Consider the following 24,695-nt stretch of genomic DNA (forward strand, 5'->3'; position numbering starts at 1 on the left):
TAACGCGGAACATCGTGGGGTTCCGTCTGCCCGACCCCCGTTGTCCCGTTTCCGCTGGTCAGCTAGTATGCACTAAATACATGCTGATCGGGGTGGGGGTGTCCTGGTACACCTGGCTCGAACAAGGCCGCGACATCACCGTGTCGGTGGAGGTGCTGGACGCGGTGGCGCGAGCGCTGGCGCTCGGCGACGCCGAGCGCGCGCATCTGTATCTGCTGGCGGGTGTGAACCCGCCACCGGTCGTCCCGGAGTTCACGGCCGAGATCGACGTCGAGGTCCGGGAGATCCTCGACGGGGAGCGGCGTCCCGCGGTACTGCGGGACCTGTACTGGAATGTGCTGGGTTACAACGACTTCGCGCGCGAGGTGTTCGGTTTCGGGGCCGGGCCGGACAACTGCTTGATCACCTTCTTCACCAATCCCCGCTACCTGACCGTCCCCGAACAGTGGCGGGCGGCGGCGCCCGGGGTCGTGGCGGCCTATCGCGCCGACGCGGCCCACGCACCCGACGATCCCGGTTTCACCCAGGTGATCGATGAACTCCGTTCCGCGAGCGTTGATTTCGCCACACTCTGGGACCGTCACGAGGTAGGCGTCCCGGCGCGGGCGACCAACACCCTCCACCATCCGGTGGCCGGTCTCCTGAGCTTCACGGCCACCACCCTGACCCCTGCCGACGACCCCACCCGGCGGCTCGTCCTCTACACCCCGCGATCAGGCACCGAGACCGCCGCCCGTCTGGAAACCCTCGAGCTTCGGCAATCCGCGTGACCGACCCCGCCTCGCGCGCGGGCCGGGCGACCCGAGCCTGGTGGTGCCACACCCACGATCACCGCGCACTGTTCCCTCCCGCCGCCCGCGCGCACGCTGAACCCATGACAGCCAATGCTTTTCGTTTCCACGACAAGACTGCCCTGATCACCGGGGGGACCAGCGGAATGGGGCTCGCCACCGCGCGCCGCCTGCGCGACGAAGGGGCGCGGGTCGTGATCACGGGCCGGGACGAGTCGAGGCTCGCGGCGGCGGCGCGGGAACTGGGCGACGACGTTCTCGCCGTCCGGGGGGACGCGGCCGACCTCACCGACCTCGACGCCCTCGCGGCGACGATTCGCGACCGGTACGGCCGTCTCGACATCCTCTTCGCCAACGCGGGCATCGGCGCGTTCCAGCCGTTCCACGCCGTAACCGAGCGCGACTTCGACCGCGTCGTCGCGGGTAACGTCAAGTCCGTCTTCTTCACCGTCCAACGGATGCTCCCCCTCTTGCCCGACCACGCCGCGATCATCCTCAACGCCTCCTTCGCCGCCCACCGCGGCACGACCTCGGCCGCCCTCTACTCCGCCACCAAGGCCGCCGTTCACAGTCTGGCCCGCACCCTCGCGACAGAACTGGCTCCTCGCCGCATTCGCGTGAACTCGATCAGCCCGGGCTACACCGACACCCCGGCGTTCCGCGCGGAAACCTCCCCCGAGGCCCAAACCCGCGCCGCCGCAACGGTTCCCGCCGGACGCCTCGGCGCCCCGAACGACATCGCCGCCGCCGTCGCCTTCCTCGCCTCCGCCGAGGCCGCCTATGTCAACGGCCGAGACCTCACGATCGACGGCGGCCTGACCTCCGCCCTCACGGCTCCGCTGTAACCGCCTCGCGCTCGAGGAATTCCGAGAGCAACGCCACCAAGGTCTCGGGCGCATCGATCGGAATGATATGACCGCAATCCGGAATCACCTCGGTGGTCAAATCATCGGCGAGCGAACGCAATTGGTCTCCCAGCGCCCGCCCGACCGGATGGGAGCCGATCGCCAGTGTGGGCACGGTGAGGCGCGCCGAACTCGCCGCCGCGATCTGCCGGGCGCTCTCCGGCATGGCTCGGTAGTACTCGAAAGCGCTTCGGAGGGCGGCACTTCCGCGATAGGCGCGCAGGAACGCCGAACGCACCGGCTCCGGCACCCCACGCCCCAGCGTCCCGGTCCGCAGGAACCACTCGATGTACTCGTCCTCGTGCCCGACCAGCACCGTCTCGGCCAGTCCGGGAACGGCGTGAAACCCGAACCACCAGGGCGCACCACCCGAAAACCCCTCCGCCGCAGGCAATCCCCCCAACAGCGACTCCATCAGCACCACACCCCGCACCTGCCCCGTGTACGCCGTCAGGAACGCCGGAGGCGCCCCCGCATCGATGCCCACGACAACCGCGTCCCGCTCGCCCAACGCGTCCAGCAGCCCGACCACATCCGCCGCCACGGTCCCCGCGTCGTACCCACCCTCCGGCCGCGAACTCGCCCCCAGCCCCCGCAGATCCGGCGCGATCACCCGATACCGCGGAGCCAACGCCCCCATCACCCCTCGCCACAACTCCCACGTATGCGGGAACCCGTGCAACAGCACCACCGCGGGCCCCCGTCCCGCGACCGCCACAGTCAGCTCCACCCCATTGGTCGCGACGCGTCGCACAACCGGTTCGAAAGACATTGCCGCACCTCACTGCTGGTAACCATCGGTTACCATGAGAACTTAGGTAACGGCATTCGCCGTGCCAAGAAGGCACTTTCCGAACAGGTGGTGAGCTCGAGGTGACCGCACGCGGCGATGTCTTCGATCCGGCCTGCCCGACCCGTCGCCTGCTGGACCGGGTCGGCACGAAATGGGTGTCGATGGTCGTGAAGCTGCTCGCCGAGGCCGAACCCGACGAACTACGGTTCGCCGAACTGCGGCGGCGCATCCCGGGCATCTCGCAGAAGATGCTGTCGGCGACCTTGCAGAATCTGACGGCCGACGGCCTGGTCGCGCGGCGCGTCGAACCCACGGTTCCGCCGCGGGTGCACTACCGGCTCACCGATCTCGGCCGCTCCCTGGAGATTCCGCTCGCGAGCCTGCGGGCGTGGGCCGAGGAGCACATGGCCGAGATCGATGCGGCCCGGTCGGGGTCAGGCGCGTAGCCGCCCGGCCAGCTCCGAGGCGAAGAAGTCGATGAAGCCCTCGGGGTCGGGTCCGGCGTTCTGGAGGACGATGTGGTCGAAACCCGCCTTGGTGTACTCGCTGACCGCCTCCACGAACGCGGACGGGTCGTTGCCGCAGGTGAACTGTTCGCGAATGTCGTCCGGGCGCACCGTCTTCGACGCGGCAGCGAAGTTCACCGGATTGGGCAACTCGCTCATGACCTTCCAGCCGGTCAACGCCCAGCGGGAGGTCTCCAACGCGGCCTGCACGGCGGCGTTCTCGTCGGTCGCCCACGCCACCGGGACCTCGGCGTAGCGCGGGCCCTTGCCGCCGCTCTGCTGGTACTGCTCGACGATGTCGCCGCGCGGCTCGGTGGCGAACAGGCCGTCGCCCAGTTCGGCCGCGAGTTCGGCGGCCTGCTTACCGCCCGCGGCGACCGCGATCACCGGCGGCTCGGCGGGCAGATCGAACACCTGGGCGTCGGCGAGCTTCAGGTACTTGCCGTCGTAGGACTGATAACCGCCCTGCCACAACAACCGGATGATCTCCAGTGCCTCGCGCAGCAGCTCGTGGCGGCCGTGCACCGACTCCGGGAAGCCGGGGCCGACCACATGCTCGTTCAGGCGTTCGCCCGCGCCGACGCCGAGGGTGAACCGGCCGTCCGAGACCAGGGCCAGCGTGGCCGCGGCCTGCGCGATGATCGCCGGGTGGTAGCGGACGGTCGGGCAGGTGACGCCTGTGGCCAGGCCGATGCGTTCGGTGCGGGCGGCGATCGCGCCCAACACCGTCCACGCGAACGGCGAATGTCCCTGATTGTCCAGCCACGGGTGGTAATGGTCGCTGATCTCCACGAAGTCGAATCCGGCCCGTTCGGCCAGCTCGGCTTGCCGGATCAAATCGGCGGGCCCGAACGCCTCCGCGGCGAGCTTGTATCCGATCTGCACGCGTGCCTCCCTCCGAGAGATGGTCCCCGGCACCGGCTACCCGGGTGCCCGGGCGGCAAACGATCGCCTCCGCACTCGTGGGTTTCACTCGCCGAATTCGGTCAAGATCATCTCCATGACCACGATCGCCGATCAGTTGGTGCGGATGTTGGTGCGGGCCGGGGTGCGGCGGGTGTACGGGGTGGTGGGCGACAGCCTCAACCCGATCGTCGACGCCATCCGCCGGACCGAGGGAATCGACTGGGTGCACGTGCGGCACGAGGAGACCGCCGCCTTCGCCGCCGCGGCCGAGGCGCAGATCGCCGGGCGGCTCGCCGTCTGCGCGGGCAGCTGCGGGCCCGGCAATCTTCATCTGATCAACGGCCTCTACGACGCGCATCGCTCCGGCGCGCCCGTGCTGGCCATCGCCTCGCACATCCCGTCGAAGGAGATCGGGACCGGCTACTTCCAGGAGACCCATCCCGAGCGGCTGTTCGTCGAGTGCAGCCACTACTGCGAACTCGTGTCCCAGCCCGAACAGCTGCCCCGGCTGCTGAACATCGCCATGCAGACGGCCGTGGGCCGCGGCGGGGTCTCGGTGCTCGCCCTGCCCGGCGACGTGGCCGCCCGCGACGCCGCGCACCCCACTCCCCGCGCGGTGTCGATCGCCACCCCCGCGCCCGTCGTGCCGCCGCCGGACCGGATCGACGAATTGGCCCGGCTGCTGGACGAATCCGAGAAGGTGATGCTGTTCTGCGGCGCGGGGTGTCGCGACGCGCACGACGAGGTCATGCGCCTGGCCGAGACGCTGGCCGCCCCCGTCGGCCACTCGCTCGGCGGCAAGGAGTGGATCCAGTACGACAACCCCTACGACGTCGGCATGAGCGGTCTGCTCGGCTACGGCGCCTGCTACGACGCCATGCACGCCGCCGACCGAATCCTGTTGCTGGGCACCGACTTTCCCTACGACGACTTCCTGCCCCAGGCCCGCACCATCCAGGTCGACATCGATCCCGGTCGGCTCGGCAGGCACACCGCCCTGGATCTGGCCGTGCACGGCGACGTGGGGGAGACCATCCGCGCCCTGCTGCCGCGGCTGCGGCCGCGCTCGGATCGCTCGTTCCTGGATCGGATGCTGCGCGAACACGAGCGCGGGTTGCAGAAGGTGGTCGACGCCTACACCCGCGACATCGAACACCACACCCCCATCCACCCGGAGTACGCGGCCGCGATCCTCGACGACGTCGCCGCCGACGATACCGTCTTCACCGTCGACACCGGCATGGGAAACGTCTGGGCCGCACGGTATCTCACCCCCAACGGCCGCCGCCGCGTCATCGGCTCGTTCCGGCACGGCAGTATGGCCAACGCGCTGCCGCACGCCATCGGCGCGCACTTCGCCGACCCCGGGCGGCAGGTGGTGTCCATCTCCGGCGACGGCGGGCTGTCCATGCTCATGGGCGATCTGCTCACCGTGGCCACCTACGATCTGCCGGTCAAGGTGGTGGTGTTCAACAACTCGTCGCTGGGCATGGTCAAACTGGAGATGCTGGTGGATGGCTTCCCCGACTTCGGAACCGACAGTCCGCCAATAGATTTCAGCGCCATCGCCGCCGGATGCGGCATCCCCTCGGTCCGGGTCGAGGACCCCGCGAAGATCCGCCCAGCCCTCACCGACTATTTGAACCGCCCCGGTCCCGCCATGATCGAACTGATCACCGACCCCAACGCCCTGTCCATCCCCCCGAAGATCACCGCCGCCCAGGTCCGCGGCTTCGCGCTCGCGGCGGGCCGGACCGTTCTAGACGGCGGTGTCGGCAAGATGATCGAACTGGCCCGGACCAACCTGCGCAATGTTCCGCGGCCGTGACGGCGCCCCCGCGGCCACCCCGAGCGCGGGGACGCCCGTCGAATCGAATTCAGCCCACGCTGCGCGAGACCCGCGGGGTGGAGCTGTCCCCCCGCATCACGGCGTCCCACCACGAACTCAGCGGGCTGGGGTCCGGCCAGACCACCGACGTCTCCGCCGTGCCGGAATCCTGCTGGGTGTTCCTCTGGTCGATCACACTGTCCTCCTGAGCGCTTGACCTGCCCAGACTCGGGCCGCGAAGGCGCGGACGCCTTCGTCCCCGTCATACCCCCGGTGGGTGCGCCCAATCAGGGTGCGCGACAGTTGTGACCTTCGGCATGACCGAACGGCCGTGGGGTATCTCCCCGGCGTACGCGTCCAGCGTTGCCACAGGAGGTCGAGATGCCGGGTCGTCGCTTCGTCGCTCATGCCGCGTGTGTCGCCTTGCTGGCGCTCGCGCCCGTTTGGTCCCCCTACGACATCGTCCCCAATCCGTTCAACTGCCTGTTGAGCACGGGTTCCGCGCGGTTCTGTCTGAATGTGTAGAACTTCGTGATGTTTGACTGGTTCCCGGTTGGTAATAGCCGTGAGGCCACTCGAACGGACGGAGGAGACCCTTGGCATCGTGGGTGCCGCTGATCGCTGCCGTATTGGGCGTACTCGCCACGGCGGTATTGCTCGCCTACGGCGGATACATCGCGGACTACCGCCGCCGCGTCCGTGCGGCGTTCCGCACCGCCCCCCTCGCCGCCGACGAACCGGCAATGTCCGCCCCACCCCTATCCGGAGCCTCGTAGGTCCCATCCCACCCGAACGGTCCCACCGCTTCAACAGCGCCGCAAGCACTTCCGCCGGACCGGCACACCGCGGGGATATCGGCCCCCTCATCGCACCCCGCTCAGCCCCACCGCTTCGGTAGCGTGGTGGGTAAGGGTCGCAGGGGTGCGGCCGTGAAGGGGAGTGGGACATGGTCCAGGCCGAGGCGGTGGATCGGACCGAATTCGTCGGCGAGGATTTCCACCAGGATCCGCACAAGTACTACGAGCGCTGGCGGCAGCGCGGGCCGGTGCACCGGGTGCGCTTTCCCGCCGGGCTGCCCGCCTGGGTCGTCACCGGGTACGCCGAAGCCCGTGCGGCGCTGGCCGATCCGCGATTGCGCAAGGACGCGCGCGGAATGCGGGCCCTGTTCGATCGCAAAGGCGTTCCGCCGCGCTGGAATTCGGGATCGGTGAGCCTGTCGATCCACATGCTCAACAGCGATCCGCCCGACCACACCCGGCTGCGCAAACTGGTGAACAAGACCTTCACCCCGCGCCGGATGACCGAACTGCGCCCGCGCATCGAGGAGATCACCACCGGCCTGCTGGACGCGATGGACCGCCACGACACCGTCGACCTGCTCCAGTCCTACGCGATTCCCTTGCCCGTCACGGTGATCTGCGAACTGCTCGGCGTCCCCTTCATCGACCGCGAAGGCTTCCAGAGCTGGACCAAGGTCCTGCTCGGCGCGGCGCCGTCGAGCCCGGAGGAGATCTCCGCCGCGGCCACGAGCATGCAGGGCTATCTCGAATCCCTGGTGGCGGACAAGCGCGCCCACCCCGGCGAGGATCTGCTGTCCGCGCTGGTCCAGGTCAGCGACGACGGCGATCAGCTCAGCGCGGGCGAACTGGTCGCCATGGCGTTCCTGCTGCTGGTCGCGGGCCACGAGACCACCGTGAACCTGATCGGCAACGGCACCTACGCGCTGCTGCGCGACCGCCGCCAATTCGACGCGCTCCGAACCGATCCCGAGGGCATCCCCGCCGCGATCGAGGAATTCCTGCGCTACGACGGCCCGGTCGGCTGGGCCAGCCTGCGCTACACCGTCGAACCGGTGCGCATCGCCGGCCGCGAGATCCCCGCCGACGAGATCGTGTACGTGGCGCTGGCCGCGGCCAATCACGATCCGAGCCGCTACACCGGCGCCGACCGCCTCGACATCACCGCCGACGCGGGCGGGCACCTCGCCTTCGGGCACGGCATCCACTTCTGCGTGGGCGCGCCGCTGGCCCGGCTCGAGGCGAACATCGCGTTCTCGGCTCTGCTGCACCGCTTTCCGGACCTCACGCTCGCCGATCCGGAGTTCGCCCCGCACTGGCAGTCCAGCTTCCTCATCCGGGGCATGAACGAACTGCCCGTGAAGTTGCGCGGCTGACTCACCCCGTCGCGGGCAGCCCGAGCAGGGTCTCGCGCTGCTCGCGCACGGTCTCCCGGATCGCCTCGACCACGGCCGCGACCTCCGGACGGCGCAGCGTCTCCGCCCGCGCCACCAGCCAGTAGGTCAATCGCACCGCCACCCGCTCGGGCAGCACCCGGACCAGATCGGCGTGCCGGTCGGCCATGAAACACGGCAACAGACCCAGCCCGGCCGCGGCCCGCGTCGCCTCGACGTGCACGAAGACATTGGTCGAGGACACCGACTGCCGCATCATCGGCGCGAAGTTCGACGCCAGATCCAGATCGTCGACCTGCAACAGGGATTCGATGAAGTACACCAGCGGATAACGACCCAGCTCCTCGATCGTCCCCGGCATCCCGTGCTCGCCCAGATAGTCGCGCGACCCGTACAGCCCCAGACAGTAGTCCCCCAGCCGAATCGCCCGCGCGCGCAACACTTTAGGCTCCCCGACCACCACCTCGAGATCCACGCCCGAGCGCTGCACCGACGCGCGCCGGGTCGCCGCGACGATCTCCACCGCCAGGCGCGGATGCCGACGCTGCACGCGCGCGGCCGAGGGCGCCGCGATATAGGCGCTGAAACCATCGGTGGCCGAGACCCGCACCATGCCCTCGAGCGTGCGGGCGCCGTCGGCGTCGGCGGCCAGCGAACGCACCGCCGACTCCACCGACTCCGCGGCCGCCAGCGCCTCGCGGCCCAGTTCGGTCAGCTCCCAGCCGCCGGTCACCCGGGTCAGCACCCGCCCCCCGAGCGCGTGCTCGAGCGCGGCGATGCGCCGGGAGACGGTGGTGTGGTTGAGGCCGAGTTCGTCGGCGGCGGAGACGAATCGGCCGGAGCGGCCGACGGCGAGCAGAACGAGCAGATCGTCCGCGCTGGGACGGCGGCCGAGGTCGGGCATATCTGCATTCTCGCAGACGCGTCCTGCGGATCTGGGCATTGCGGGCGCTGTTATCTGCACCAATACTCGGGCACATCGAGTTTTTGTGTCGGCCATCACAATTCGTTCGCGATATGGCCGAGGTCATGAAGGAGCAGTGCCATGACGTCCAGCGCAGTACCGCCGAACCCGCCCGACGCACCGGCCCCGCGCGGTCTGCGCCGGGTCGTGGCCGCGTCCATGGCCGGGACCGTCGTGGAGTGGTACGAGTTCTTCCTCTACGGCACCGCGGCCACGCTGGTGTTCGGCAAGGTCTTCTTCCCCGCGAGCTCGAGCGATCTGGACGCGATTCTCGCCGCGTTCGTCACCTACGCGGTCGGATTCGCGGCCCGGCCGCTGGGCGGGGTGGTGTTCGGGCACTTCGGGGATCGGTACGGGCGCAAGAAGCTGTTGCAGTTCAGCCTCGTATTGGTCGGCGCGGCAACGTTTCTCATGGGCTGCCTGCCCACCTTTCACCAGGTCGGATACTGGGCGCCCGCGCTGCTGGTGATCCTGCGCTTCGTGCAGGGCTTCGCGGTCGGCGGCGAATGGGGCGGGGCGGTGCTGCTGGTCGCCGAGCACAGTCCGGCGAGCAGGCGCGGATTCTGGGCGAGCTGGCCGCAGGCCGGGGTGCCGATGGGCAATCTGCTCGCCACCGTCGTGCTGCTGGTGCTGACCTCCACGCTCTCGGACGCGGCATTCCTGAGCTGGGGCTGGCGGGTGGCGTTCTGGCTGTCCGCGGTCGTGGTGCTGGTCGGCTACTACGTGCGCACCAAGGTGACCGACGCGCCGATCTTCGTGGAGGTGCAGCGCGAAATGGAACAGCACGCGGCGACGTCGTTCAGTGTGGTGGAGGTGCTGATGCGTTATCCCCGTGGGGTTTTCACCGCCATGGGCCTGCGCTTCGCCGAGAACATCATGTACTACCTGGTGGTCACCTTCTCGATCACGTACCTGAAGGTGCACGCCGGGGTGAACACGCGAAACATCCTGTGGTGGCTGCTGATCGCGCACGCCGTGCACTTCCTGGTCATCCCGCTGGCCGGGCGGCTCAGCGACCGGATCGGGCGGCGGCCGGTGTATCTGCTCGGCACGGTCGCGGCGGCGACCTGGGGCTTCTTTGCCTTCCCCATGATGGACAGCAAGCACAACGCGGTCATCCTGCTGGCGATCATCATCGGGCTGGTGTTCCACGCCTTCATGTACGCGCCGCAACCGGCGATCATGGCGGAGATGTTCCCGACCCGCATGCGGTATTCGGGTGTGTCGCTGGGCTATCAGGTGACCTCGATCGTGGCCGGATCGCTGGCCCCGATCATCGCGGTGCGGCTGCTGGACTCGTTCGGCTCGTCGGTGCCCATCGCGTGGTACCTCGCCGCGGCCGCGGTCGTCACGGCGGTGGCCGTCGGGTTCGCCCGCGAAACCCGGGGCCTGGCACTGGAATCGGTGGATCGCGCCGACGCGGGGGCGCGGACGGGAAAGGTGGAGGTGAACGCGCGATGACGGATCTGACCGGACGGGCGGCCCTGGTGACGGGCGGGGCGAGCGGGATCGGGGCGGCCTGTGCCCGCGAACTCGCCGCCCGCGGGGCGACGGTCACCGTGGCCGACGTGGACGCGACGGGCGCGGAGAAGCTGGCCGCCGAACTCGGCGGGCGGGCGTGGGCGGTGGATCTGCTGGACGTGGCCGGGCTCGAGGAGCTGCGGCTCGAGATCGACATCCTGGTGAACAACGCGGGCGTGCAGACGGTTTCGCCCCTGGAGTCCTTCCCGCCGGAGCGGTTCCGGCACATCCTCACCCTCATGGTCGAGGCGCCGTTCCTGCTGGTGCGTGCCGCGCTGCCGCATATGTACGCGCGCGGCTACGGCCGGATCGTGAACATCTCCTCGGTGCACGGCCTGCGCGCCTCGCCGTACAAAGCCGCCTACGTCACCGCCAAACACGCGCTCGAGGGACTGTCCAAGGTGACCGCGCTCGAGGGCGGCCCGCACGGCGTCACCAGCAACTGCGTCAACCCGGGCTATGTGCGAACCCCCTTGGTGGACAAGCAGATCGCCGACCAGGCCGCCGCCCACGGCATCCCCGAACGCGAGGTCGTCGAGCAGGTGCTGCTCACCGAGAGCGTGCTGAAACGGCTCATCGAACCGGACGAGGTCGCGTCCCTGGTGGGCTGGCTCGTCTCCGCGCCCGCGGGCATGGTGACCGGCGCGTCCTATGTGATGGACGGCGGGTGGACGGCCCGATGACCGACAGCCAGTGGGAGCCGACCCCCGACGAGATCGCCGCCGCGCCAGTGACCGCCTTCGCGCGCTTCGTCACCGCGCGGACCGGCCACGAATTCGCCGACTACCACTCCCTGTGGCGCTGGTCGGTCGCGGACGTGGCCGAATTCTGGGGCGCGCTGTGGGAGTTCCTCGGCTTCGGGCCCGCACCCGAACGAGTGCTGACCTCGAGGGAAATGCCGGGCGCGCAATGGTTTCCGGACACCCGGCTGAACTACGTCGACCGGGTCATCGCCCAGGCCCGCACCGACCGTCCCGCGATCGTCGGCCTCGGCGAGGACGCCCCCACCCTCGAACTGTCCTGGGCCGAAACACTCGGTCGCGCCGCCGCTTTCGCCCGCACCCTGCGCTCGCTCGGCGTCGGTCCCGGCGACCGGGTGGCCGCATATCTGCCCGACATCCCCGAGGCCGTGATCGCCTTCCTCGCCACCGCCAGCCTCGGCGCGATCTGGAGCGCCTGCGGCCAGGACTACTCCGCGCGCGCCGCCCTCGACCGCCTCGGCCAGTTGGAACCGGTCGTGCTCGTCGCCGCCGACGGCTACCGCTACGGCGGCCGTGCGCACGACCGGACCGGCGAGATCGCGGCCCTGCGCGCCGGACTGTCCGGCCTGCGCGCCACCGTCGTCGTGCGGCGGCTCGGCGCGACCCCGGTCGAGGACGCGCTCGACTGGGCGGAGGCCAGCGCGGGCGGCGGCGAATTGCGCCCGGAGCCCGTGCCTTTCGACCATCCGCTGTGGGTGCTGTTCTCCTCCGGCACCACCGGCCTGCCCAAGGGCATCGTGCACGGCCACGGCGGCGTACTGCTCGAACACCTCAAGGCGGTCGCGCTGCACTTCGGCATCGGGCGCGACGACACCTTCTTCTGGTACACCAGCCCCAGCTGGATGATGTGGAACTTCCGCAACGCGGGCCTGCTCACCGGTGCGACCGTCGTCTGCTACGACGGCAACCCGGCCCGCCCGCGTCCCGACGCGCTGTGGGAGCTGGCCGCGCGCACGGGCACCACCGTGCTCGGCACCAGCCCGGGTTACGTGCTCGGATGCGTCAAGGCGAACGCGGTGCCGCGCACGGACTTCGACCTGTCCCGGCTGCGCGCGGTGGGCGTCACCGGCTCCGCGCTGCCGCCGTCGTCGTCGCTCTGGCTGGGCGAACACGTCGGCGCGCGCGTCCAGGTCGCCTCGATCAGCGGCGGCACCGACGTGGTGTCGGCGTTCTTCGGCGCGACCCCGACCGTGCCGGTGTGGCCCGGGGAGCTGTCCGCGCCCTACCTCGGCGCGGCCGTCGACGCCTTCGATCCCGCGGGCCGGTCGGTGCGCGGCGAGATGGGGGAGCTGGTGGTCACCGCGCCCATGCCGTCGATGCCGGTCGGCTTCTGGCGCGATCCGGACGGAAAGCGTTATCGCGCGGCCTATTTCGACATGTTCCCGGGGGTGTGGCGGCACGGGGACTGGATCACGATCACCGATCGCGGCAGCGTCGTCGTGCACGGGCGCTCGGACTCCACGCTGAACCGGCACGGGATCCGCATGGGGTCGGCCGATATCTATCAGGCCGTGGAACAGCTCCCGGAGGTCGTCGAATCGCTCGTCGTGGGCGTCGAACGGCCCGACGGCGAGTACTGGATGCCGCTGTTCGTGGTCCTCGCGGCGGGCGTCGAGCCGAATGCCGCACTGCGCCAGCGCATCACCGACGTGATCCGCACCCACGTCTCGCCGCGGCACGTCCCCGACGAGATCATCCCCGCCCCCGCCATCCCGCACACCCGCACCGGCAAGCGCCTCGAGGTGCCGATCAAGCGACTGCTGCAAGGCGCGGACCCCGACACCGTCGTCGCCCGCGGCGCGGTGGACGATCCGGACCTATTGGACTGGTTCGCGGCGCGGCGACCCGCATAATCGAGGGGAAACATGGAGGTGGAACATGGAACCGATCGTGACCGTGACCGGTGGCCGGGTGCGCGGCTTCGTCCGCGACGGCGTATCCGTCTTTCTCGGCATCCCCTACGCCGCCGCGCCGGTGGGCCCCGCGCGCTGGCAACTGCCGCAACCGGTTCCGGCCTGGGACGGCGTGCGCGCGGCCACCGAATTCGGCGGCACCTGTGCGCAGTCGCCGTACCCCGCGCCCATCCACGCGCTCATCGGCAGTGACGGCATCCCGGGCGACGAATACCTGAACGTCAATGTCTGGACCCCGGATCCGGGCGCGGCGGGGCTGCCGGTGCTGGTCTGGATCCACGGCGGCGCGTTCAGCCGCGGCTCCAACGCCCGCCCGATCTACGACGGCGGCACCTTCGCCCGCGACGGCGTGGTCACCGTGGCCATCAACTATCGGCTCGGCGCGTCCGGTTTCGCCGCGGTCCCCGGCGCACCGCACAACCGGGGTCTGCACGATCAGATCGCCGCGCTGCGCTGGGTGCGCGAGAACATCGCGGCCTTCGGCGGAAATCCGGACGACGTCACCGTCTTCGGCGAGTCCGCCGGTGGCATGAGCGTGGCGACCCTGCTGGCCGCGCCGCCCGCGCGCGGACTGTTCCGCCGGGCCGTCGTGCAGAGCGGCAACGGATCGGCGGTGTGCGAGGCGGGCGACGCGGAACGGTTCGGCGGCCTGCTCGCCGAGCGGCTCGGCCTCGAGGCCGGCGCCGCCGCGTTCGGCGAGCTGACCCCCGCGCGACTGATCGAGGGGCAGAACGCGATCGCCCTCGACCTCATGCTCAACCCCGACCCCGCCCGCTGGGGCGCCTCGATCGTCGCCAACGGGCTGGGCATCCTCGGGTTCTTCCCGGTCGTCGACGGCGAGCTGGTCCCCGACCGGCCCGTGGATGTCGTAGCGGCCCAGGGTGATTCCGCGGTACCGCTGCTGATCGGCTGGAACACCGACGAGTTCCGCTTCTTCACCTTCCCCACCGGCCTGGCCGCGGGCATCACCGACGAGACCCTCCCGCTGCTGCTGCCGCGCTACGGCCTCGATCCGGCCGTCGCCGACGACTACCGCGCCAACCGTCCCGGCGCGAGCGCCGCCGACGTGTTCGCCGCGATCATCACCGACGCCGTCTTCCGCGACGACGCCACCCGCATGGCCGAGGCCAACCCGGACGCGCACGCCTACGAATTCGCCTGGCGCTCGGGCGTTGCCGACCTGGGCGCGTGTCACGTCCTCGAGATCCCGTTCGTCTTCGATCGACTCGCCGCCGCGCACGACCTGACCGGACCCACCCCGCCGCAGGCGCTCGCCGACGAGGTCCACGCCGCCTGGGTCGCGTTCGCCACCCACGGCGATCCCGGCTGGCCGCGCTACACCCCCGACACGCGGCTCGTGCGCACGTTCGACTTCCCCGAGTCCCGCACGGTCGCCGACCCGCGCGGCGACGAACTCGCGGCGCTGCGCAAGGCCCACATGCGCGTAAACCTGTGAGAATCAGCGGAAAATCATAGGAACGGCACAGGATCGCGCCAGGCTCGACGGTCACTCTGGAACCAGTACAGGTACTCGGCGACAGGAGGTGCGGACGATGGTCGAAATCGAGGTCTCCGGCACGACGGTGACGGTGCACGTGCTGGGCGCGCACCGCTTCCTGGGCCTGCGCGAGCAGATCACCTTCGACCTGAGCGAGGTCACCGGGGTCGGCCGCGCGGAGGTGGACCGGCGTCCGCCCTGGGTGCGCACGCCGGGCACGTTCTTCCCGGGCGTGATCGCCGCGGGCACCTTCCGCGGCAAGGGCCGCAAGGAGTTCTGGGACACCCTGTTCGACGGGCGCGCGGTGCGCATCGACCTGTCCGGCTCGGATCTGACCCGGCTCGTGGTCGACGTGGACGATCCCGAGGCCGTGCTCCGCGCACTGGTGTCGGCCGCCGCGCGGGCGGCCTGACGGGTCGCGTCCGTCTCACATCGTGGGAGTGTCGGGATGGTGAGGTTTGAGTACATCCCGAAAATGGTGAATTGTCGTGGTGGTCAGCCTGTTTGAATGAGCCATTATCGGCGTGTCGTGCGCGCCACGCCGATGCGACACGCGTTTTGGCAAATCTGCAGTTTCGCTCGCGGGTCGAATCGACTATTAATGTCGTGTGTCGTTTCCACCCGTGATCACGTGTGTGCCACCGCATCTCACCGGGCGGTGGTCGAGGTGACCGTCGAACACCCCATGGGAGACGAGGTCACGCAGCTGGCGAGGCGGGTCGAGAAGGCCCGCGGGCGTATGGCCTTCCAGTTCGACCCGTCGCTGACCGAGGCGCTGTCGGAGGACGAGCTCAAGGCCGAACGCGAACTCGCCGAACGGATTCGCGAACAGGAACGCGAACAGCGTTGGAAGAACGTGCAGGCGGCGGCCTCGGCGTCCGATCGCGCACGGCAGACATCCGAAGAGATCGCGAAGGCCGACATGCGAGATCTCCTGATGGCTCGAAAGGCGATCGCCGCGCAGCGGCGCGAGTCCAGCCCACATGCCAAGCTGGCCTCGCTGTATCGGCATCGGGCCTGGTCACAGCGCGCCCTCGCGGGCGTGGTGATGGCTGGCATGCTGTGGTCTGCCGTCAACGTCCAGCACAACATCGCGCCCGGCGGCCCCACCGACCCGCTCTATTGGTTCAGCTACCTGCTCGAGGCCATGATCAGCGTGTGTCTGGTCATCATCATGATCGGCACCAACAAGGTCTCCGAGTGGGGAATCCTGGAGAGCCGCAGGCAGATCGTCGTCGCCGAACTGGCGCTGCTGGCCTTGACCGTGGGCCTGAACACCTATCCGTATCTGCGCTCCGGCTCGTGGTACGACGTCGGCGTGCACGCGGTCGCCCCGATCATGGTCGGTGTCGCGCTGCTGGTGCACGATTCGGCCAGCAACCGCTACGGACAGGCCATCGCCCGCGCCACCGATCAGGTGCAGGACCTGCCCGATCCGGCCGAGCAGATCCGGCGCACGTTGCCCACCTTCGTCAGCTTCATCCGCCAGGCCGCGCCGGACACCCGGCCGTCCACCCCGCTGCCCGCGCTGCCCACGGCCCCCGGCGAGCAGCCGCAGCAACAACAACAGCAGCAGGCCGCCGCCGAGCCCGGCAAGGCCGACGTGCGCGACGCCGAAACCGTCGATCCCATGGTCGAACCCGATATCTGGCTGCCGAAATCCTCGTCGTCGGCGGACAATTCGTCGGCCAAGAGCTGGATGTCGGACCTGAAGGACGCGCCGAAGACGGGCGGTAAGAAGGCCAAGCCGAGCGCGGAGGCCGAGGCCGACGACCCGTCGAATCTCTATGACACGGGCCAGTTCCGGATCGCGGAGACCCTGGAACAGGAGCTCGCCGAACTGCGTGCCGAACGCCGCCGCGCCCGCGCCAAGAAGCAACAGCGCGCCGGGGCGACCAACGGCGCCGGGGACGACGAGTAGGTGACCCCCTCTCCGGCCCTCGGCGAAATGCCGAGGGCCGGAGTCGTTTTCGGGCCCCGATCAGGTCAGATGATCGAAATCGCCACGGACCCAGCCGATGTAGCGGTCGGCCGAGCGGCGGATGACCGCGCGGGCGTCGGCGTCCACGACATTCGCGAAATTGTCGTAGAGCCGGTCGAAGTCGAGCTCGAGCACCGTGCGGGTCACCCGCTCGACCACACCGGCCGACAACGGGATTCGGTTCGGATAGCTCCGCATGAACGTCACCGACGTGTGATCCGGATTGGCCTGGATGGTGTCGGCGCTGAACAGCGCGCCGCGCCCCCCGGCCCCCGCCGCCCAGTGCGCGACCGCGCTGCCCGGGAAGTGCCCGCCCACCTGACGCAGCGTCAGGCCGGGCGCCACCTCCAGCCGGCCCGACCACGGCCGAATCACCGGATCGGGCCGGGCGATCCATTCGGTATCCGCCTCGGCCACCAGCACCGGGACCCCGCCCAGCGCCCGGCTCCACTCGATCTGCTGACCGAAGTGATGCGGATGGCTGGGCGCGATGGCCACCACCTCGCCCAGTTCGCGCACCCGCGCGACGGCCGCGTCGTCGACGGACCCGGGCAGATCCCACAGCAGATTCCCCGCGGGCGTGCGAATCAGGTGCGCGCGCTGGCCGATTCCGAACTTCGGCTCGACGGTCAGCCCGAACAGGTCGGGTTCGAGTTCGCCCACCCGGACCCGGTGCCCGGCCGCGACGACGTCGCCGAGCGTGCTCCAGTGCTGGCCGTCGGCGGGCATCCACTGCCGCTCGTCGGCGCAGATGCGGCACACCCGCGCGGCCTCCTCGTGCTCGACGGCGCAGGTGCTACAGATCTTCCACGTCATGGGTTCACTGTCGCACGGCGTCCCGCACGAAGCCGTCGGCATCGCGCAGGAGTCGCCGGGCCCGTTCGGCGTCGGAGCCGGTGAGCTGCATGACGATGGCCGTCTTGGAGTTGCCGTCGGCCGCGTCGAGCAGGGCCGCGGCGGTCGCCGCGTCGACGCCGGTCGCCTCGGCCACGATGCGCAGCGCGCGGTCGCGCAGCTTGGTGTTGGACGGATGCAGATCGACCATGAGATTGCCGTACACCTTGCCGGAGCGGACCATCACCGCGGTGGAGATCATATTGCACACCAGCTTCTGCGCGGTGCCCGCCTTGAGCCGGGTGGAACCGGTGAGAACCTCTGGGCCCGTGGGGATTTCGATCGCCACGTCGGCGTGCTCGCTCAGTTCCGCGGCCGGATTGCAGGAGATCGCGACCGTGCCCGACCCGACCGACCGCGCGTACCGCAACGCGCCGATCGCGTAGGGCGTGCGCCCGCTCGCGGCCAGCGCGATCACCACGTCGTCCGGGCGCAGCTCGATCGCCGCGAGATCGCGCACCGCGAGTTCGGCGTCGTCCTCGGCGCCCTCGACCGAGCGGATCAGCGCGGTGGGGCCGCCCGCGATCACGCCGACCACCTCACCGGGATCGGTGCCGAAGGTCGGCGCGCACTCCGCGGCGTCGAGCACGCCGATCCGCCCGCTGGTGCCCGCGCCCACGTACAGCATCCGCCCGCCCGCGCGCCGGGCCGCGACGATCCGCTCCACCGCGGCCGCGATCCGCGGGATCGCGCCCGCCACCGCCTCCGGCACCGAGGCGTCGGCGGCGTTCATGGTGCGCAGCAACCGTTCGACCGGCATGGTGTCCAGGTCCGCGGTCGACGGATCGGTCGCCTCGGTGTCGAGGGTGGCGAACTCGGACAAGGGGGCCTCCTGGTTCGGCTACGGTTCTCTGCTCCGGCGGTCGATCACGGCGTCGTGGGTGCGGCGCAGCGCCAGCCCCGCGGCCGGGGTGCGTTGCAGCACACCGATGTACAGCGCGTCGACCACCAGCAGCTGACTCATCCGGCTGGCCATGGCCGCCGAGCGGAAACCGTCCTCGCGCCCGGCGACCAGGATCGCGTGCGTCGCCGCGCGGGCCAGCCGCGACTGCGGGCTCGCGGTGACCGCGACCGTCCGGGCCCGGGTGCCCACGCGGCGCACGGCCTCCACGATCGCGGCGGTCTCGCCCGAATGGGAGAAGGCGATCACCACGTCGTCGGCGTCGAGCAGGCTGGTCTGCACCAGCGCGTCGTCCTCGGAAGTGCTTGCCCGGCACCACTTTCCGATGCGGGTGAGCTTCTGCTCCAGATCGGTGGCGACCAGACCGGACGCGCCGATGCCGAGCAACTGGATGCGGCGGGCGGCGACCAGCGACTCCACCACCGCCGTCAGGGTGGCCGGATCGGCCAGATCCGCCGTGGCCACCATGCCCTCGGTCTCGAAGGCGCTGAGCTTGTGCAGCACCTTGCCCAGCGGGTCGTCAGCGACGATATCGGTCGCGAAGACCGGCGTGCCGCCCTCGCCGCCGACCGCGGCCAGGGCCAGGCGGAGCTGGGGATAGCCGTCGTAGCCCAGGGTCTTGGCCAGGCGCACCACCGCGGAGGTGCTGGTGTCGGCGCGCTCGGCGAGCTGGTTCACCGTGAGCTGCGCGGCGCCGGGCGGGTCGTCCAGGATCACGCGGGCCACGCGCAATCCGGTCGGCGTCAGCCGCGGCATCGCCGTCAACAGGCGAGTGCGGACGTCGTCATCCTCAGCCATGGTTCACCAGTTTGCCTCTACGGGTCGCGCGGGAGTCGGAGCGGGATGCAGTCGGCTGGCCAGGCCGCCCACCGCGAGGGTGACCGCCACCCCGATCGGGACCAGCCACTGCGCGGCGATCGCCTTGTGCGTGGCGACCCCGTCGACGGTGACCTCGATCTTGATCACCCGGACCACGAACGTCATCACCAGCACGGTCGCCACGAACGCCGCGATGGCGTCGATCTGGTTGGCGCGCTTGACGATTCGGCCCAGGACGAACGCGCCCAGCAGCGCGCCGTAGGTGTATCCGGCGATGGCGAGCGCGGTCAGGTAGACGTTGCCGGTGGTGGTGCTGAAGGCCATGGCGAACACGGCCATCAGCGCCGCCCACACCAGCGTCATGACGCGGGCCAGCCGCAGCATGGTGGCGTCGGGAAGCTCGCGGGTCGAGAAACTGTGCACGATATCGGCGACGGTGGAATTGGCCATCGAGTTCAATGCCGCCGACAACGAGCCCATCGCCGCGCCGAGGATTCCGGCGACCAGCAGGCCCGAGATCACGACCGGTAGCCCGTGCAGGATGAAGTCCGGGTACAGGTTGTCGGCGGTGGCCAGGCCGAGTTCCTTGGGGGTGCGCCCCTCGTTGTAGGCCCACAGCAGCGCGCCGACGAGGGAGAAGGCGGCGAACTGCACGGCGACGAAGACCCCGGAGCCGATCATGGCCCGGCGGCTGTCGGCGAGCGAGCGGGTGGCCAGGATGCGTTGCACGATGAGCTGATCCGACCCGTGCGAGGCCATCGAGAACAGCGCGCCGCCGATGATCGCCGTGGGCAGGGCGAAACTGCTGGTGAGGATGTGCCCGAGCGCGAAATCGGTGTCGAAGACGCGGAACTTGCCCGCGTGGTAGGCGTCGGCCCAGCCGGCGGCGCCCACGTGCCCGGTGAGCACGCCGATCGCGATGAGCGCGCCGATGAGGTACAGGCCCATCTGCACCGCGTCGGTCCAGATGACCGCCTTGATGCCGCCGAGGTAGGTGTAGAGCACGGTCACCAGCGTCAGCGCCGCGATGATCACGTCGTAGCCCAACCGCACCCCGAATTCGGCCAGCAGCAGATGCAGCGGGATCGCGGAGGCGAACAGCCGCACGCCCTCGGCGAGCAACCGGGTGAACACGAAGGTCACCGACGCCACGCCCTGGAGATATCGCCCGAACCGCAGCCGCAGGTATTGGTAGGCGCTGACGAATCCGCCGCGCTTGTACAGCGGGATGAGCGCGAAGGCCACGATCGTGCGCCCGACGATATAGCCCAGGGCCAGTTCGACATTCCCGAAGCCCTGATCGGTGTACGCCCCGCCCGGGATCGAGATGACGGTGAGCACGCTGGTCTCGGTGGCGACCACCGAGAAGCACACCGCCCACCACGGCATCCGGCCCTCGCCGACGAAGTAGTCCCCGCTGGACCGCTGCCGCCCCGACCGCCGCAGCCCGATCCAGCCCACCACGACGAGGTAGACGACGATGACGGCGACATTCAGTGCGTTCATCGTGACTCCCCGGTGGCAGAACAGGCTGCTGGGTAATTCTCATTTGAACTATGTGTTCTGTCAATAATTGTCACGCCGGATCACCAATTTCTCCACGGCGGTCGCGGTGTCGAGCGCCAGCAGCGCGGCCCCGTCGATGGGCGCGCCGAGCGGTTCGCGGCGCTGGACCCGCCGCGCGATGGCGATGTCGAGCGGGTTCAGCAGCGGCGCACCGAGATTGGTGAGACCCCCGATGATCGCGCACGGCACGGGGTCGAGGTCGCAGTGCTCGGCGGCGGCGTGCACGGTGGCGGTCAGGTGGCCGACGGCCGTGGTCATGATGTCGGCGGCCACGGCGTCGGTGTCGGCGGCGGCCGCGACGACCGGGGCGAACCGGGCGGTGAGCAGGGGCGGATTGTCGTGGCGGCCCAGCACATACGGCAGTTCGGTGAGCGGTACGCCGTACTCCTCGACCGCCTCGGCCGCCAGCACGGTGTGCGGACCGCGCCCGTCGAAGGCCCGCAACGCGGCGCGCAGCCCCGCCGACCCGATCCACGCCCCGCCGCCCTCGTCGCCCAGGAACGGACCCCACCCGTCGATCCGGACGAGTTCCCCGCCCGTGCCGACGACCGTGGCGACCACCCCGGTGCCGAGGGTCAATACCACCCCCGGATGTCCGCCGAGCGCGCCGACATGGGCGGTGACGGCGTCGGAGGCGACGGCCACGGCCGCCACGCCCGGAAGTTCGACCAGCCGATCGGCCAGTTCCACCGCCGCCGTCGGCGCGGACCACGCCCCCGCCGCCCCCACCGCCACGGTCAAACCCGTTGGCGCCCCGTCGATTCCCGCGATGATCCGCTCGATCGCCCGAAACGCCGCGGGCCCACCCTCCGCATCCGCGAGCCCCCGAGTCCCCGCCGCCGTCGTCGCCCGGACCTCCCGCCCGCCGACCCGCAGGGAACTCCGACAGCTCGTCTTCCCGAGATCCACAGCGAGCACCGCCCGCCCGGCAGACGGATCGCCAGCCGATAGCCGAGCGCCCGATTCGCCCCACCCACCCCCGCTTTCGGCCCCCTCGCCCCCGAGTTCGTCACAAACCATCCGGTACTACCCCCCAGCAGGCGAACACCGCCCCTAACGCGATCAACACCGCCAGCACGATACTCGAGATCCGCTCCCGGCACCGGCTGGACAGGCCATTCGACCGAGATTGCTACGCGGTGTCTGACAATTCGGTTCACACACAACGCGGAGCGCGGCACGGTCGAGCGGGCCATGTGTCGACTATGACGTTCGGGTAGTTCCGGTGTAAATCATTCGAAGACCCGACTTTTGGGGGCTGGGTTGATCGGTATCGTGCCGGACAAGACGCTGGACCCTTCGGGGCGCGGTAGGATCGACCCGAAACGTTCGGAAGGGAGGGCTGTGGTGACTGAGCCGAAAATCCCGGTATGGGAATACAATTCACGGATTGCCGCCGCCGACGACGCCGAAAAGGACGCCGTTCGAGCCGAGCTCTACGCCTCACCGTTCCGGGTCCGGATGTACAACGGCGGCGAGATGACCGCCACCATCGATAACGCCCGTGCCATCCTCGGATTGGATGATCCCGATCAGGTCCTCGAGATATTCCAGGCATTCGAGGCGGCGGGCGGCCTGGCTTGGGATCCTGAAGCCCACGTGCACATCGAACTCATGCCCGCCGCCGAATACACGAAGCTGGCAAAGCGCCCCGATAGCCTGCCGAAAGAGCCGCCCACCGATTTCGATGGGCAGCCCAAGGAGATGTTCTACCGGACGCAGTCGTAGTTTGCCCGGAAGGCGTTCCCGTCGATCGATGGTCCATCCCGCCGGATTCTGCCGAATGTCCCGGCGGGATGGGTAGATCCACCACCCCACGGCCTGACCCTGATCGGTCAAGCCCTATTGTAAAGGGACGTCACCCCATTGGGGCCGACCTCGGTGCAGCGCCACTGGCCGACTTCCCACGGGTGGGTGAATTCCCGCCAGGTGATCCAGTTTTCGCAGGCCTCTTTGCTGCTGAAGAGCTCCGGAGGCGGTGCGTCGATGAACCGGGGCTCCGCGCCGACGGAAGTCTTGTGATCATCGAAAACGCTGGATGCCAGCGTGTTTGACGTAGGGGAGGCATCTAACGGTGCGGCCCAGGCATCCACCGTTGCCCCACAGAGTATCGCGCCCGTGGCCGCCAGGGAGGCGGCGTACGTGGCGAATTTGCGAATGAGCATGGCTGTATTCCTCTACTCGACGTTCATTTGAGACGAGTCCCCCCGGGGAATTCAAATTGCCGACACTCGCTTCGACGCAATGGATGGTGGATCTGGTTCCTTGCGGATTCTGTGACGTGCGTCATATTCGAGAGATGAGTGATTCGAATTGAGATGCGCGAGCTCTATGCCTCCCCGCCAGAGGTCGGGCAACAGTGGGCGCACAGAGCCTCCGTGAATTACTCCACAGATCGACCTGCGGCTGGCTCAGTTCCTGGCCATCATCCCCAGGAACTCCGCCACTTCCGGCACCGACACGTGGGGCTGCACCTCGGTCGCCATGGCGTCGAGTTTGTGGGCGATTCGGGTGGAGGCGATCTGTCGGATGAGCGCGAAATTGTCCGTGAGTACTCGGCAGCCCTCGGCGATCTCACCCGCGCGGATCAGGTTTCGGGCGAGTTGTACGTACCACTCGGCTTGTTCGCGGGGCCAGGGTGACGAGCCCTCGATGGCCGCGCGGATGCCACGGGAGGCGGCGGCGTGTTCACCCAGATACATGTGCGCGATGCCCGTCATTCCGCTGAGTAGCGCCTCGGGGAGATAGACCCACTCCGGATCGATACCGCGCGTGGACCCGTACGCGCGATGCGCGCGGCTCAGCGCATCGGTGATGAGTGACTTGCTGGCCTGCGGATCATGCATGCCCAGGGCGTCCGCTTCTCGAATCGCCATGAGCGACCGGAGTTTCGGTCCGCCGTGGCTCATGGCGGCCCGGGAAGCGGTCTGTGCGTATTGCACGGCCTGGTTGGTTCCGGCACTGACGCCCCCGTGCCATTCGCTCAGCAGACAACTGGCGTTGCCGAGGGCATGGGCGGTCGCGATGCCATCGCCCGCCGCCGTGGCGGCCTGAACCGCACTCGCGTAGTACCGGCGAGCCTTGTCGAGGCGGCCCGCGTCGTAGTGAACCCAGCCCGCCGCCGTCATCATCTCCGCGGCGGCGCTGTGGAGCGACCGCCCGACCGTGTCCGTGCAGCTGGCGGTGTCGAGCAATCGCTCAACATAACGCACGCCGCCGGCCGCCAGCTGACACAGCCGATCACCGCCGACGAGAAGGTCCAGCTCATGAATCTCGTTGGTACCGGCCGCGATTTCGGCCACGTCCCCGGCGCCGATCCGAACACCAGCGGAGGAGGCCGAGGCGGCGGCCGCGCCCCCGGCAGCCGTCGTCACCGCCCCCAAGGTGCCCGCCCGTAGGAAGTTGCGACGGTCCACATCCGCCTCCTCGTTCGACTCCACCACCAGTATGGCAAGCGGAATGCGAAGCGCCTTGGCGATCCGGCGCAGTACGCGCACGTCGTGAACGGCCGGACCGTTGTGTTCGAGTTGCGAGATGGCGGGCTGGGTATATCCGAGTACCTTCCCCAATTCGGTTTGGGTCATACCGAGGGACATGCGTACCCGGCGGATCACCTCGCCGGTTGTCAGATGCATCCTGTCTACTCCGCTTCGTCGGACGGTGCATGAGCAAGATCGACCGAGCCTTCGGACCTATTGTCCCGCAGGAGATTTCATCTGAGGTGCGGATCGTATACGGATCGCGTTATATCCCGGGCTTTCGGCGATCCGCTGAGACCCGGCGGGCGCGCACGGTCCAGGCGGGGAGCGGGCCAGGTGTCGGGACACGTGTTCGCGAAGGCCGCGCCGGTCAGGCCGGGGGAGCGGCGGCGTCGACGAGGCGGCGGCCCCCGGAGACCTTCCCACTCTGGGTATCTGACGAATCAAGCGAACCCACCCGCCCCGGGCGGGACAATGG

25 protein-coding genes are annotated in these 24,695 nt (G+C 69.4%); 14 read left to right on the forward strand and 11 right to left on the reverse strand.

Translation table 11 applies throughout. The annotated features are described in order from the left end of the window. Positions 1-80 precede the first annotated feature (80 nt). Together ACFYTQ_RS33945 and ACFYTQ_RS33950 are read left to right on the forward strand one after the other, a co-directional pair. Positions 81-770 carry a helix-turn-helix transcriptional regulator gene (locus ACFYTQ_RS33945; RefSeq protein WP_387369751.1) on the forward strand — a complete coding sequence of 230 codons (690 nt, stop codon included), beginning with the start codon at positions 81-83 and terminating at the stop codon, positions 768-770. Positions 771-874: 104 nt separating this feature from the next. After that, the gene (locus tag ACFYTQ_RS33950) at positions 875-1,636 is read left to right on the forward strand and encodes a glucose 1-dehydrogenase (protein WP_387369753.1); all 762 of its coding nucleotides are present in this window, start codon (positions 875-877) and stop codon (positions 1,634-1,636) included. On the opposite strand, the gene ACFYTQ_RS33955 is transcribed toward ACFYTQ_RS33950, so the two are convergent. Further along, positions 1,620-2,468: an alpha/beta fold hydrolase gene (locus ACFYTQ_RS33955; RefSeq protein ID WP_387369755.1), complete on the reverse strand. Its 849-nt coding sequence runs from the start codon at positions 2,466-2,468 to the stop codon at positions 1,620-1,622. The two genes, ACFYTQ_RS33950 and ACFYTQ_RS33955, sit on opposite strands and share 17 nt — an antisense overlap. A gap of 101 nt (positions 2,469-2,569) precedes the next feature. Here ACFYTQ_RS33955 and ACFYTQ_RS33960 point away from each other — a divergent pair, with 101 nt between their 5' ends. Continuing rightward, entirely contained in the window at positions 2,570-2,935 is a 366-nt protein-coding gene (locus ACFYTQ_RS33960) for a winged helix-turn-helix transcriptional regulator (RefSeq protein ID WP_387369757.1), read from the forward strand. Here the strand turns inward: ACFYTQ_RS33960 and ACFYTQ_RS33965 are convergent. After that, complete coding sequence (locus ACFYTQ_RS33965; protein ID WP_387369759.1) at positions 2,924-3,880, reverse strand: TIGR03557 family F420-dependent LLM class oxidoreductase; 957 nt, start codon at positions 3,878-3,880, stop codon at positions 2,924-2,926. The genes ACFYTQ_RS33960 and ACFYTQ_RS33965 overlap by 12 nt on opposite strands. 109 nt (positions 3,881-3,989) lie before the next feature. Here ACFYTQ_RS33965 and ACFYTQ_RS33970 point away from each other — a divergent pair, with 109 nt between their 5' ends. After that, positions 3,990-5,729, forward strand: a complete 1,740-nt coding sequence (locus ACFYTQ_RS33970) for a pyruvate dehydrogenase (RefSeq protein WP_387370008.1) — start codon at positions 3,990-3,992, stop codon at positions 5,727-5,729. A 49-nt stretch (positions 5,730-5,778) separates the two neighbouring features. Here the strand turns inward: ACFYTQ_RS33970 and ACFYTQ_RS33975 are convergent, their stop codons facing one another. Then, positions 5,779-5,925, reverse strand: coding sequence for a hypothetical protein (locus tag ACFYTQ_RS33975; protein WP_387369761.1), 147 nt, complete (start codon positions 5,923-5,925; stop codon positions 5,779-5,781). 185 nt (positions 5,926-6,110) lie between these two features. Here ACFYTQ_RS33975 and ACFYTQ_RS33980 point away from each other — a divergent pair, with 185 nt between their 5' ends. The 3 genes from ACFYTQ_RS33980 to ACFYTQ_RS33990 all read left to right on the forward strand — a co-directional run bounded on the left by ACFYTQ_RS33980 (position 6,111) and on the right by ACFYTQ_RS33990 (position 7,902). After that, the gene (locus tag ACFYTQ_RS33980) at positions 6,111-6,254 is read left to right on the forward strand and encodes a hypothetical protein (RefSeq protein ID WP_387369763.1); all 144 of its coding nucleotides are present in this window, start codon (positions 6,111-6,113) and stop codon (positions 6,252-6,254) included. A 71-nt stretch (positions 6,255-6,325) separates the two neighbouring features. After that, the gene (locus ACFYTQ_RS33985; RefSeq protein ID WP_387369765.1) at positions 6,326-6,505 is read left to right on the forward strand and encodes a hypothetical protein; all 180 of its coding nucleotides are present in this window, start codon (positions 6,326-6,328) and stop codon (positions 6,503-6,505) included. Between the two features lie 170 nt (positions 6,506-6,675). Then, positions 6,676-7,902: a cytochrome P450 gene (locus ACFYTQ_RS33990; RefSeq protein ID WP_387369767.1), complete on the forward strand. Its 1,227-nt coding sequence runs from the start codon at positions 6,676-6,678 to the stop codon at positions 7,900-7,902. A 1-nt stretch (position 7,903) separates the two neighbouring features. Here ACFYTQ_RS33990 and ACFYTQ_RS33995 read toward each other — a convergent pair whose 3' ends face one another. Further along, positions 7,904-8,824 carry a LysR family transcriptional regulator gene (locus tag ACFYTQ_RS33995; RefSeq protein ID WP_387369769.1) on the reverse strand — a complete coding sequence of 307 codons (921 nt, stop codon included), beginning with the start codon at positions 8,822-8,824 and terminating at the stop codon, positions 7,904-7,906. 141 nt (positions 8,825-8,965) lie between these two features. Between ACFYTQ_RS33995 and ACFYTQ_RS34000 the strand changes: the two genes are divergently transcribed. The 6 genes from ACFYTQ_RS34000 (at position 8,966) to ACFYTQ_RS34025 (ending at position 16,498) form a co-directional block, all read left to right on the forward strand. Continuing rightward, positions 8,966-10,345, forward strand: coding sequence for an MFS transporter (locus ACFYTQ_RS34000; RefSeq protein WP_387369771.1), 1,380 nt, complete (start codon positions 8,966-8,968; stop codon positions 10,343-10,345). After that, positions 10,342-11,088, forward strand: coding sequence for a 3-hydroxybutyrate dehydrogenase (locus ACFYTQ_RS34005; RefSeq protein WP_387369774.1), 747 nt, complete (start codon positions 10,342-10,344; stop codon positions 11,086-11,088). Before ACFYTQ_RS34000 ends, ACFYTQ_RS34005 begins: the two co-directional genes overlap by 4 nt. Next, positions 11,085-13,019: an acetoacetate--CoA ligase gene (locus tag ACFYTQ_RS34010; RefSeq protein WP_387369776.1), complete on the forward strand. Its 1,935-nt coding sequence runs from the start codon at positions 11,085-11,087 to the stop codon at positions 13,017-13,019. Before ACFYTQ_RS34005 ends, ACFYTQ_RS34010 begins: the two co-directional genes overlap by 4 nt. Positions 13,020-13,044: 25 nt before the next feature. Further along, positions 13,045-14,535 carry a carboxylesterase/lipase family protein gene (locus tag ACFYTQ_RS34015; RefSeq protein WP_387369778.1) on the forward strand — a complete coding sequence of 497 codons (1,491 nt, stop codon included), beginning with the start codon at positions 13,045-13,047 and terminating at the stop codon, positions 14,533-14,535. Between the two features lie 97 nt (positions 14,536-14,632). After that, positions 14,633-14,989 carry a hypothetical protein gene (locus tag ACFYTQ_RS34020; protein ID WP_387369780.1) on the forward strand — a complete coding sequence of 119 codons (357 nt, stop codon included), beginning with the start codon at positions 14,633-14,635 and terminating at the stop codon, positions 14,987-14,989. A gap of 255 nt (positions 14,990-15,244) precedes the next feature. After that, entirely contained in the window at positions 15,245-16,498 is a 1,254-nt protein-coding gene (locus tag ACFYTQ_RS34025; protein ID WP_387369782.1) for a hypothetical protein, read from the forward strand. Between the two features lie 60 nt (positions 16,499-16,558). Here the strand turns inward: ACFYTQ_RS34025 and ACFYTQ_RS34030 are convergent, their stop codons facing one another. Genes ACFYTQ_RS34030 through ACFYTQ_RS34050 form a run of 5 tightly spaced genes read right to left on the reverse strand, consistent with a single transcriptional unit; the run spans position 16,559 to position 21,647 of the window. Further along, on the reverse strand, positions 16,559-17,374 hold the full coding sequence (locus ACFYTQ_RS34030) for a hydrolase (RefSeq protein WP_387369784.1): 816 nt from the start codon (positions 17,372-17,374) through the stop codon (positions 16,559-16,561). Positions 17,375-17,378: 4 nt separating this feature from the next. Further along, positions 17,379-18,275: an N-acetylmuramic acid 6-phosphate etherase gene (murQ, locus tag ACFYTQ_RS34035; RefSeq protein WP_387369786.1), complete on the reverse strand. Its 897-nt coding sequence runs from the start codon at positions 18,273-18,275 to the stop codon at positions 17,379-17,381. Between the two features lie 18 nt (positions 18,276-18,293). Continuing rightward, positions 18,294-19,151 carry a MurR/RpiR family transcriptional regulator gene (locus tag ACFYTQ_RS34040; protein WP_387369788.1) on the reverse strand — a complete coding sequence of 286 codons (858 nt, stop codon included), beginning with the start codon at positions 19,149-19,151 and terminating at the stop codon, positions 18,294-18,296. A gap of 3 nt (positions 19,152-19,154) precedes the next feature. After that, positions 19,155-20,678: a sodium:solute symporter gene (locus ACFYTQ_RS34045; protein ID WP_387369789.1), complete on the reverse strand. Its 1,524-nt coding sequence runs from the start codon at positions 20,676-20,678 to the stop codon at positions 19,155-19,157. Between the two features lie 60 nt (positions 20,679-20,738). After that, a complete protein-coding gene (locus ACFYTQ_RS34050) occupies positions 20,739-21,647 on the reverse strand; it encodes a BadF/BadG/BcrA/BcrD ATPase family protein (protein ID WP_387369791.1) in 909 nt (302 codons plus the stop codon). A 438-nt stretch (positions 21,648-22,085) separates the two neighbouring features. Here ACFYTQ_RS34050 and ACFYTQ_RS34055 point away from each other — a divergent pair, with 438 nt between their 5' ends. Beyond that, positions 22,086-22,466 (forward strand): hypothetical protein, encoded by a 381-nt coding sequence (locus ACFYTQ_RS34055; RefSeq protein WP_387369793.1) that lies wholly within the window; start codon positions 22,086-22,088, stop codon positions 22,464-22,466. A 107-nt stretch (positions 22,467-22,573) separates the two neighbouring features. Here the strand turns inward: ACFYTQ_RS34055 and ACFYTQ_RS34060 are convergent, their stop codons facing one another. Both ACFYTQ_RS34060 and ACFYTQ_RS34065 read right to left on the reverse strand, forming a co-directional pair. After that, a complete protein-coding gene (locus ACFYTQ_RS34060) occupies positions 22,574-22,903 on the reverse strand; it encodes a hypothetical protein (RefSeq protein ID WP_387369795.1) in 330 nt (109 codons plus the stop codon). A gap of 246 nt (positions 22,904-23,149) precedes the next feature. Further along, positions 23,150-24,373, reverse strand: coding sequence for a helix-turn-helix domain-containing protein (locus ACFYTQ_RS34065; RefSeq protein ID WP_387369797.1), 1,224 nt, complete (start codon positions 24,371-24,373; stop codon positions 23,150-23,152). Positions 24,374-24,695: the final 322 nt, after the last annotated feature.

This window comes from Nocardia sp. NPDC004068 (assembly GCF_042874315.1).
Classification (GTDB): Bacteria; Actinomycetota; Actinomycetes; order Mycobacteriales; family Mycobacteriaceae; genus Nocardia.

Excerpts from the sequence above, each read along its gene's own strand:
- ACFYTQ_RS33945 (WP_387369751.1), top strand. The coding sequence starts at position 81 with ATGCTGATCGGGGTGGGGGTGTCCTGGTACACCTGGCTCGAACAAGGC.
- ACFYTQ_RS33950 (WP_387369753.1), top strand. The coding sequence starts at position 875 with ATGACAGCCAATGCTTTTCGTTTCCACGACAAGACTGCCCTGATCACC.
- ACFYTQ_RS33955 (WP_387369755.1), bottom strand. The coding sequence starts at position 2,468 with ATGTCTTTCGAACCGGTTGTGCGACGCGTCGCGACCAATGGGGTGGAG.
- ACFYTQ_RS33980 (WP_387369763.1), top strand. The coding sequence starts at position 6,111 with ATGCCGGGTCGTCGCTTCGTCGCTCATGCCGCGTGTGTCGCCTTGCTG.
- ACFYTQ_RS33990 (WP_387369767.1), top strand. The coding sequence starts at position 6,676 with ATGGTCCAGGCCGAGGCGGTGGATCGGACCGAATTCGTCGGCGAGGAT.
- ACFYTQ_RS33995 (WP_387369769.1), bottom strand. The coding sequence starts at position 8,824 with ATGCCCGACCTCGGCCGCCGTCCCAGCGCGGACGATCTGCTCGTTCTG.
- ACFYTQ_RS34000 (WP_387369771.1), top strand. The coding sequence starts at position 8,966 with ATGACGTCCAGCGCAGTACCGCCGAACCCGCCCGACGCACCGGCCCCG.
- ACFYTQ_RS34005 (WP_387369774.1), top strand. The coding sequence starts at position 10,342 with ATGACGGATCTGACCGGACGGGCGGCCCTGGTGACGGGCGGGGCGAGC.
- ACFYTQ_RS34010 (WP_387369776.1), top strand. The coding sequence starts at position 11,085 with ATGACCGACAGCCAGTGGGAGCCGACCCCCGACGAGATCGCCGCCGCG.
- ACFYTQ_RS34015 (WP_387369778.1), top strand. The coding sequence starts at position 13,045 with ATGGAACCGATCGTGACCGTGACCGGTGGCCGGGTGCGCGGCTTCGTC.
- ACFYTQ_RS34020 (WP_387369780.1), top strand. The coding sequence starts at position 14,633 with ATGGTCGAAATCGAGGTCTCCGGCACGACGGTGACGGTGCACGTGCTG.
- ACFYTQ_RS34030 (WP_387369784.1), bottom strand. The coding sequence starts at position 17,374 with ATGACGTGGAAGATCTGTAGCACCTGCGCCGTCGAGCACGAGGAGGCC.
- ACFYTQ_RS34040 (WP_387369788.1), bottom strand. The coding sequence starts at position 19,151 with ATGGCTGAGGATGACGACGTCCGCACTCGCCTGTTGACGGCGATGCCG.
- ACFYTQ_RS34045 (WP_387369789.1), bottom strand. The coding sequence starts at position 20,678 with ATGAACGCACTGAATGTCGCCGTCATCGTCGTCTACCTCGTCGTGGTG.
- ACFYTQ_RS34060 (WP_387369795.1), bottom strand. The coding sequence starts at position 22,903 with ATGCTCATTCGCAAATTCGCCACGTACGCCGCCTCCCTGGCGGCCACG.
- ACFYTQ_RS34065 (WP_387369797.1), bottom strand. The coding sequence starts at position 24,373 with ATGCATCTGACAACCGGCGAGGTGATCCGCCGGGTACGCATGTCCCTC.